The 7,417-nt window shown below is 67.4% G+C and carries 5 protein-coding genes; 4 read left to right on the top strand and 1 reads right to left on the bottom strand.

What is annotated here, in order from left to right; all coding sequences use genetic code 11:
* The 4 genes from ACE3UY_RS21180 to ACE3UY_RS21165 all read left to right on the top strand — a co-directional run.
* On the top strand, nt 1-1,100 hold a 1,100-nt coding region (locus ACE3UY_RS21180), incomplete at its 5' end, for a CotH kinase family protein (RefSeq protein ID WP_374689466.1).
* An 86-nt stretch (nt 1,101-1,186) separates the two neighbouring features.
* Nucleotides 1,187-3,841: a lamin tail domain-containing protein gene (locus tag ACE3UY_RS21175; RefSeq protein ID WP_374689465.1), complete on the top strand. Its 2,655-nt coding sequence runs from the start codon at nt 1,187-1,189 to the stop codon at nt 3,839-3,841.
* A 167-nt stretch (nt 3,842-4,008) separates the two neighbouring features.
* On the top strand, nt 4,009-4,299 hold the full coding sequence (locus tag ACE3UY_RS21170) for a DUF4160 domain-containing protein (RefSeq protein WP_374689464.1): 291 nt from the start codon (nt 4,009-4,011) through the stop codon (nt 4,297-4,299).
* Entirely contained in the window at nt 4,283-4,603 is a 321-nt protein-coding gene (locus ACE3UY_RS21165) for a hypothetical protein (RefSeq protein ID WP_374689463.1), read from the top strand. Before ACE3UY_RS21170 ends, ACE3UY_RS21165 begins: the two co-directional genes overlap by 17 nt.
* Nucleotides 4,604-4,722: 119 nt before the next feature.
* On the opposite strand, the gene ACE3UY_RS21160 is transcribed toward ACE3UY_RS21165, so the two are convergent.
* The coding region (locus tag ACE3UY_RS21160) for a S8 family serine peptidase (RefSeq protein ID WP_374689462.1) at nt 4,723-7,417 on the bottom strand (2,695 nt) is incomplete at its 5' end.

The raw sequence follows: 7,417 nt of genomic DNA, 5'->3' as shown, positions 1-7,417 counted from the left end.
TGACCGCCTACCACGGCTTCATCCTGCGCACCGGCGGCCAGGACTCGGCCAACACCCTGCTGCGCGACGCGCTGGGCCAGCAGGTGGTGTCGGGGCGCATGGACGTGGATCGTCAGGGGTATCGCCCGGTCATCGTCTTCATCAACGGCGCGTATTGGGGCATTTACAGCCTGCGCGAGGACAAGGACGCGGCCTACGTCACCGGCGCCTACGGCCTGGCCCTGAACGAGTTCGACCTGCTGGAGGATCGGGCCGTGGTCGTCAACGGCTCGGCCGACGCCTGGAATGCACTCTACAACTACCTGAAGGCCAACGACCCGGCTAGGCCCGAGGTCTACGCCTACCTGAAGACGCAGATCGACATCGACGAGTTCATCAACTATCAGATTCTCGAAATCTACGCCGACAACATCGACTGGCCGCACAACAACAACCACTACTGGCGGGCGACGGACGGCGGGCGGTGGCGGTGGATCGTCTACGACCTGGACGCCAGCTTCGGCCGCGCCACCAAGGGGTACCTCAACAACACCTTCAAGTTCGCCGCCGCGACCAGCGGCAAGCGCGCCTACAACGCCTTCATCCTGCGCCGGTTGATGCTCAACCCGGAGTTCAAGGCAGAGTTCGGCCAGCGGTTCGCGGCGCACATGAACACGACCTACCAGCCGGCGCGGGTTGTGGCGCTCATCAACAGCATGGCCGCGGCCATCGCGCCGCAGATATCGGCCCACATTGCCCGTTGGCAGCAGCCCAAGTCGGTGACCTACTGGCAGTCGGAGATCGGCCGGCTGCGCACCTTCGCCCAGTTGCGCCCCGGCTACATGTGGGGCTATCTGAACAGCTTCCTCAAGTCCCCCGGCCTGACCACGCTGACCATCCACCACAACCCGGCGCAGGGGCGCGTGACAGTGGCCGGGGTGGACGCGCCGGCCCACTATGAGGGGGCGCACTTCCGCACGCTGCCGGTGCAGTTGTCGGCCGAGCCGCTGCCCGGCTACGTCTTTGTCGAATGGGCCGAGACGGGCGAGACAGACCCGACGCCGGCTGTCGTGCTGTCTGGGCCGGCGACGTGGACGGCCGTGTTTGCATCGGGGGACTAGGGGTTAGGGGCCAGGGACTAGGGAAGAGCGCTCTTCCCTAGTCCCTGGCCCCTAGTCCCTAGCCCCTATCAGGAGGGTTACTAACAATGAACCGACGCCACTTCGCCCTGCTCATCCTGTTTCTCGCGCTGCTGGTCGCGGGGCGGGCGCGGGCGGCCGCCCCGCCCATCGTCATCAACGAAGTGCTGGCCGGCAACGCCAGCACCAACCTCGACCCGCAGTACACCAACTACAGCCCGTGGGTGGAACTGTACAACGCCGGGGCGACAGCCGTCAGCCTGGCCGGCTACACCCTGTCGGCCAACGCCGCTAACCCGGCCGGCTACGCCCTGCCGGCCGGCGCGAGCGTCCCCGCCGGCGGCCGGCTGCTCATCTGGTACGATGAACTGGCGACCGGCCTGCACACCCCCTACGAGCTGGACATGCGCGGCGACACGGTGGCCCTGTTCATGCCCGATGGTACGCTGGTGGACTCGCTGACCTTCGGCGCGCAACTGGTGGATGCTTCCTATGGCCGTTCGCCCGACGGCGCGGCGACCTGGGCCACCTTCGACACCCCCACGCCCGGCGCGGCCAACGGCGCGGGGCTGGCCGCGCCCACCGCCGCCGCCCGGCCGACCTTTAGCCCGCCCGGCGGCATCTACGCCGCCGGCCAGTCGGTGGCGATCAGCGCCGCCGACCCCGGCGCGGTCATCCGCTACACCACCGACGGCAGCAAGCCGACCGCCGCCTCGCCCCTCTATAGCGCGCCCATCGCCGTCAACGTGCCGACGGTCATCCGCGCCCGCGCCTTCGTCCCCGGCCTGCTCAGCAGCCAGCCGGCCACGGCCACCTACCTGATCGGCGTGGATACCGACCTGGCCGTCGTCTCGCTGGCGACCGACCCGGCCCACCTGTTCGACGCGCGGATAGGCATCTACGTCGTCGGCAAGAACGGCGCGAAGGGGCGCTGCGGCCCCAAGGCGAACTGGAACCAGCCGTGGGAGCGGCCGGTCAGCATGGAACTGTACGAGCCGGGCGGCGCGCCCGCCTTCCAGCAGAACGCGGGCTTCGAGATTCAAGGGGACTGCACCCGCGCCCAGCCGCAGAAGTCGCTGGAGATCAAGACCCGCCGGCGCTACGGCGACAACGACATCGACTACGCCGTCTTCCCCGGCAACTCGCTGAACGAGTACAAGCGGCTGGTGCTGCGCGCCGGCGGCAACCACAACGCCTATCTGAGCATGTTCCGCGAGCCGCTGGCCCACGAACTGAACTGGGCGACGATGGATCTCGACCAGCAGCAGTACCGGCCGACGGCCGTCTTCATCAACGGCGTCTACTGGGGCATCCACAACCTGCGCGACAAGGCGGACGAGGCGCTGGTGGAGCAGAACTACGGGCTGGACGAGGACACCGACTTCGACATGTTGCGCGCCGAGGGCAAGCAGGAGGAGATCGACGCCGGCAACGCCGTCGCCTGGCAGGCGTTCTTCGCCGACCTGCAACGGGACTTGAGTGTCCAGGCCAACTTCGACGCCGTGGCCGCCCAGATGGACGTGGACGAGTTCATGGATCTCTCCATCGCCCACACCTATACCGGCAACCTGGCCGGCGGCGAGTTCCGCTACTGGCGGGCCTATGCGCCGGGGAGCGTCTGGCGCTGGATCTTCGCCGATCTGGACAACGCCTTCCAGACGCAGCAGATCAAGCAGGACACACTGAAGGCGGCGCTGAAGAAGAACGACTACGCCATCCAACCGCTGCGGCAGTTGCTCAGCAACCCGACCTTCCGCGGCCAGTTCGTCCAGCGCGCGGCCAGCCACCTGAACATCACCTATGCCCCGGCCCGCGTCACCACCTTCATCGACGCCATGCGCGGCGAGATCGCCGGGGAGATGCCCGACCACATCGCCCGCTGGAAGAAGCCCAAGAGCATGACCGCCTGGGAGGCGGAGGTCAACAAGATGCGCCAGTTCGCTGCCCAGCGGCCGGGCAACATGCGCAAGCACCTCGACGCCTACGCTGGCTCGCCGGGCATGGCCGACCTGACCATCCAGGTCGTCGAGAGCGGGCAGGTGAGCGTGGCCGGCGTGGCGCCGTTCGGCTACCCGTTCAGCGGCCCCTACTACCGGGGCATCCCCGTCGAACTGGCGGCGCGGCCGGCGTTCGGCTTCCGCTTCGCGGCCTGGCAGGAGACGGGCGAGACCGACCCGACGATCCGCGTGACCCTAAACGGGCCGCTAACGCGCACGGCCGTCTTCGAGGCCGTCCCCCCGCCCCAACTGGTCATCAACGAGATCCACTACAACCCGGCCGACGCCCAGGGGCTTGACGCGACGTATGAGTTTGTCGAGGTGGTCAACACGGGCGCGGAAGCGGTCGCGCTGGCGGGCTTCGCCATCGCCGACGGCATCAGCCACACCTTCCCGGCCGGCGCGGCCATTGCCCCCGGCGAGATCATCGTCATCGCCAAGACGGCCGCCACCTACGCGGCGCTGCCCGGCGTGCAGGTGTTCCAGTGGACGGCCGGCGACCTGAGCAACGGCGGCGAGACGCTGACCCTTCTGGACGGCTCCGGCAACGTCATCGACCAGGTGGCCTACGACGACAACGATCCTGTGGCCGACCCGCCGTGGCCGATGACGCCGGATGGGGGCGGGTCGTCGCTGTCGTTGGTGGATCCGGGGTCGGACAACACGGTCGCGTCCAATTGGGCGGCTAGCGCGGCTACCGGCGGCACGCCGGGAGCGAGCAATTAGAAGAAGGGAAGAGGACTTCCTTATCACCTAAGAATGGCTACGGATCAAAACGGGCGACACGGGTTTACGCATTATGCAAATCCATGTCGTCCGTTTTGATCCGTAGCCATTCTGAGTTCCACAAGACAGTGCGAGTGCGTTTACGCAATTTGCCACTCCCTGCTATAATGTGGGCGTTCGTCATCAACGATGCTGCCATCATTATGCCCGTTATTCTGCGCATCAAGGGTTATCGCTTCTGGTTTTACTCGGCCGATCTTCGTGAGCCGCCTCATATCCACGTTGGGAAGGCCGGCAACGAGGCTAAGTACTGGCTCACTCCAATTTCGCTGGCGCGTTCACGAGGCTTTCGACCGCCAGAGTTGAGCGAAATCGAGGACATTCTGGTCGCCCATCGCGTTGAACTCCTGATAGCGTGGCAGGATGCCCAGCGGCAAAGCCATGATCGCGAAGCTTAAGTATCCAACTCAGGACGATCACACGTTGCTTGTACCGGTGCTGATCCCAGACCTAGACGCCGTGCGCGCCCTGGCCGACGAACTTCACGCCCGCGGCGAAGCATGGCAAGGCGAGGCGTTTGGCTGGCCGGCCGAATACAATCCGGAACGGCCCGAACCCCCGATCGACTCCGCCTTGACCTTCACGCCAGCTGATTTCTGCATCGGCGAGAGCGGTCTGTGGTTCTTCTCGCGTCAATGGGAAGAGGGGCGCGCCGCGCCACCCAGCGAGTTCCTCGACGACCGCAACGTCATCCGCGAATAGAAGGGTTAGGACAGCGCGCGCTTCCCTGCCCCCAAGAATGGCTACGGATTGTGACGGAGGATAAGGATTTACATAATATGCAAATCCGTATCCTCCGTGTCAATCCGTAGCCATTTCTCCTACCGCTTCACCGCCGGCAGATAGATCAGCTGCACCGGCGGGGCGGGGGCGAAGCGCCAGGCGAGGCCGCCCATCGGCGTCGCCTCTTCGCCCGTCAGCAAGAACTGGTTGATGGCGATGTCGGCCGTCATCCCCTCGTCGGGGGCGCTGACCTTCAGCGTCACCAGCACCTCCTCGCCGCCGGCCAGCTCGAACGGCTGGTCGAAGCCGAACTGATCCAGCTCCAGCTTCCAGCCGTGTTGCAGCGCCTCGCCCGCGTCCGGCCGCAGGATGACCCGGATCGCCTCGCGGTAGGGGTTGCGCACGTAGAACAGCAACTCGAAGCGGCGCGAGCGGCCCGTGTCGATCAGGTTGACGTTGCGCAGCGTCACGTTGTTGTCGTTGGGTACGACGCTGTCGATGATGAAGTCCGTCCCGCCGTTGGCGTCCACCGGGTCTTGCGGCGAATCGGTGACAACGAACAGGCAGTAGTGCGTCGGATTGGGCCGCGACGGATCGACCGAGGGGGCGTTGAAGGTAAAGGCCACGATGCGCGCCGCGTCGGCGGCCGAGCCGGCCACCGAGGCCCCGGAGTAGGCCAGGGTCGGGATAGTCGCCGCGCCCACGGGGACGACCTGCGTCGTGTTGGCCGAGTCGGCCGGGAACTGCGTCCAGAAGTCGGCCGGCAGGGCGGGCAGCCCCGTCCCGGCGTAGGCGTAGTGCAGCTTGACCGTCACCGGCGCGGCGGCCGTCTGGCCGCGGTTGCGCACGCGCACGTAGACCATGTTGGTGCTACCCGACTCCGGCATCTGGTCGACGAAGGCGTCGAAGGCGGCCGACGTGGTCGGCGGCGGCTGGAGGCCGTCGGAGGGGGCGTCCACCTTGATGTCCACGCTCTGATACCAGGGGATGAAGCCGCGCGCCGGCTCGAACAGCACGCCGCTGTTCTGCTGGCCGTCGTAGCCGGAGGTGTTGCCCCAGTCGAGCCGGTTGTCGCGGACGAAGATGTCCACGTTGCCGCGCCCGCCCATGGCCCCCGGGGCGGCCACGCGCACCGCCTCATAGGCGCTGATGCGGCCGTAGCCGTGCGACGCCACGCCGCTGGCCGGGGCGCTGAAGCCGGTGGCGGCGCTGTAGGCCCCGACCGAGTCCTGTATCTTGTCCGTCGTATCTTGCAGAATGCGCTGCGCCTGTAGCCGCGTCAGGCCGGGGTTGGTTGACAGCATCAGCCCAACCACGCCGGCCGTCAGCGGCGTGGCCGACGACGTGCCGCCGAAGCAGTTGGTGTAGTTGCGGTCGGCCGTCTCGCCGGGGCACGGGGCGCTGGGCGGGCTGGTGTTGTTGTAGCCGGCGTTACCCTGCGCGTCGGTGGTGGTGATGTTGAGCGTGCCGGAGTAGGGCGTCGCGCCGCCGTAGCCGCGGTGGGTGGGGGCCAGCACGTCCATGCAGTTGCCCCAGGCGCTCTCCGTCACCTTGCGATCCTGGTTGCTGGAGGCGCTGACGGCGATGACGTTGGGCAAGGAGGAGATGTCGGGCGTCGCCCCGATGCAGTCGTTGATATTGCCGTTGTTCATGGCGAACAGGACGACGCTGCCCAGGCCGCCCCGGCCGTTGGTGGCGGCGTTGGTGATGGCCGTCTGGACGTTGGCCGTGGTCGGCGTGCCGATGGCGTAGCCCCAGCTATTGGTGACGACGTGCGCCCCCTCTTGCCAGGCGTAGTTGATGGCGACGCCGTTGGCCCAGGAGGTGCTGCCCTGACGGACGAGCATCAGGCCGCAGCGGGGACACGCGCCGCTGACGCCCAGGGCGTTGTTGCCCCGCGCCGCGGCCACGCCGGCCACGGCCGTGCCGTGGTCGCCGCCGGCCAGGTTGCTGTCGCCGCAGCCGGCGGGGGCCATGGCCGAGTCACAGCCGGTGAAGTCCCAGCCGATGCGGTCGTCTATCTTGCCGTTGCCGTCGTTGTCCACGCCGTCGGCCGCCTCGGTGGGGTTGGCCCACAGGTTGGGCGTCAGATCGGGGTGGGTCACGTCGAAGCCGTTGTCCACCACCGCGATGAGGGCGTTGGCGGCCACGCCAGTGGTGATGTCCCAGGCCCACGACGTATCGGCGTCGGCGTCCACCGTGCCGCCCGACGCGCCGCCGTTGCGGTGATGCCACTGGCTGCCGTAGAGGGTGTCGTTGGGCGTCGTCTCGCGATAGTCCACCACGACGACGAAGTTGGGGTGGGCGAAATCGACCAGGCCGCTCTCGTAGTACAGTTGCGAGACGGTCAGGCCGTCGGCCGGCAGGTCAGGCGGCGGGGCGACGAGGGCCAGCCGCCGCTGGCCTTCCAGCCGATCCACTTCCACCAGGCCATACTTGGCGTTCAGGTCGTCGATCTCGGCGTCGGACACGCCGTCGGCCGGGGCGATGATGATCTCGTTGCTGATCAGCATGGGCGTCCGGCTCTCGGGCGGCAGGGCGACCAGGCCGGCCTGGGCGATGAGGTCCTGGCCGTCGGCCACCAGCTTGCGGGCCAGGTCGTTAAGCTCATCGCGGCTCACCTCCTGGCCAAGGGCGAAGATGAGCACCCCACCGGGGAACTCCTCAGCCCGGTCGAGGCCATACTGCTTGACGAACTCGGCGACCACGTCCGGGTTCGCGCCATCGCGGGCCAAGACGCCGATCCGGTCGAGGGGGATGCGCAACGGGATCTTCGTCTGGCCGTTGTAAAAG

The organism is Promineifilum sp. (SeqCode), from assembly GCF_041918635.1.
Lineage (GTDB): Bacteria > Chloroflexota > Anaerolineae > Promineifilales > Promineifilaceae > Promineifilum.
This window is presented reverse-complemented; position numbering and strand designations above follow the sequence as displayed.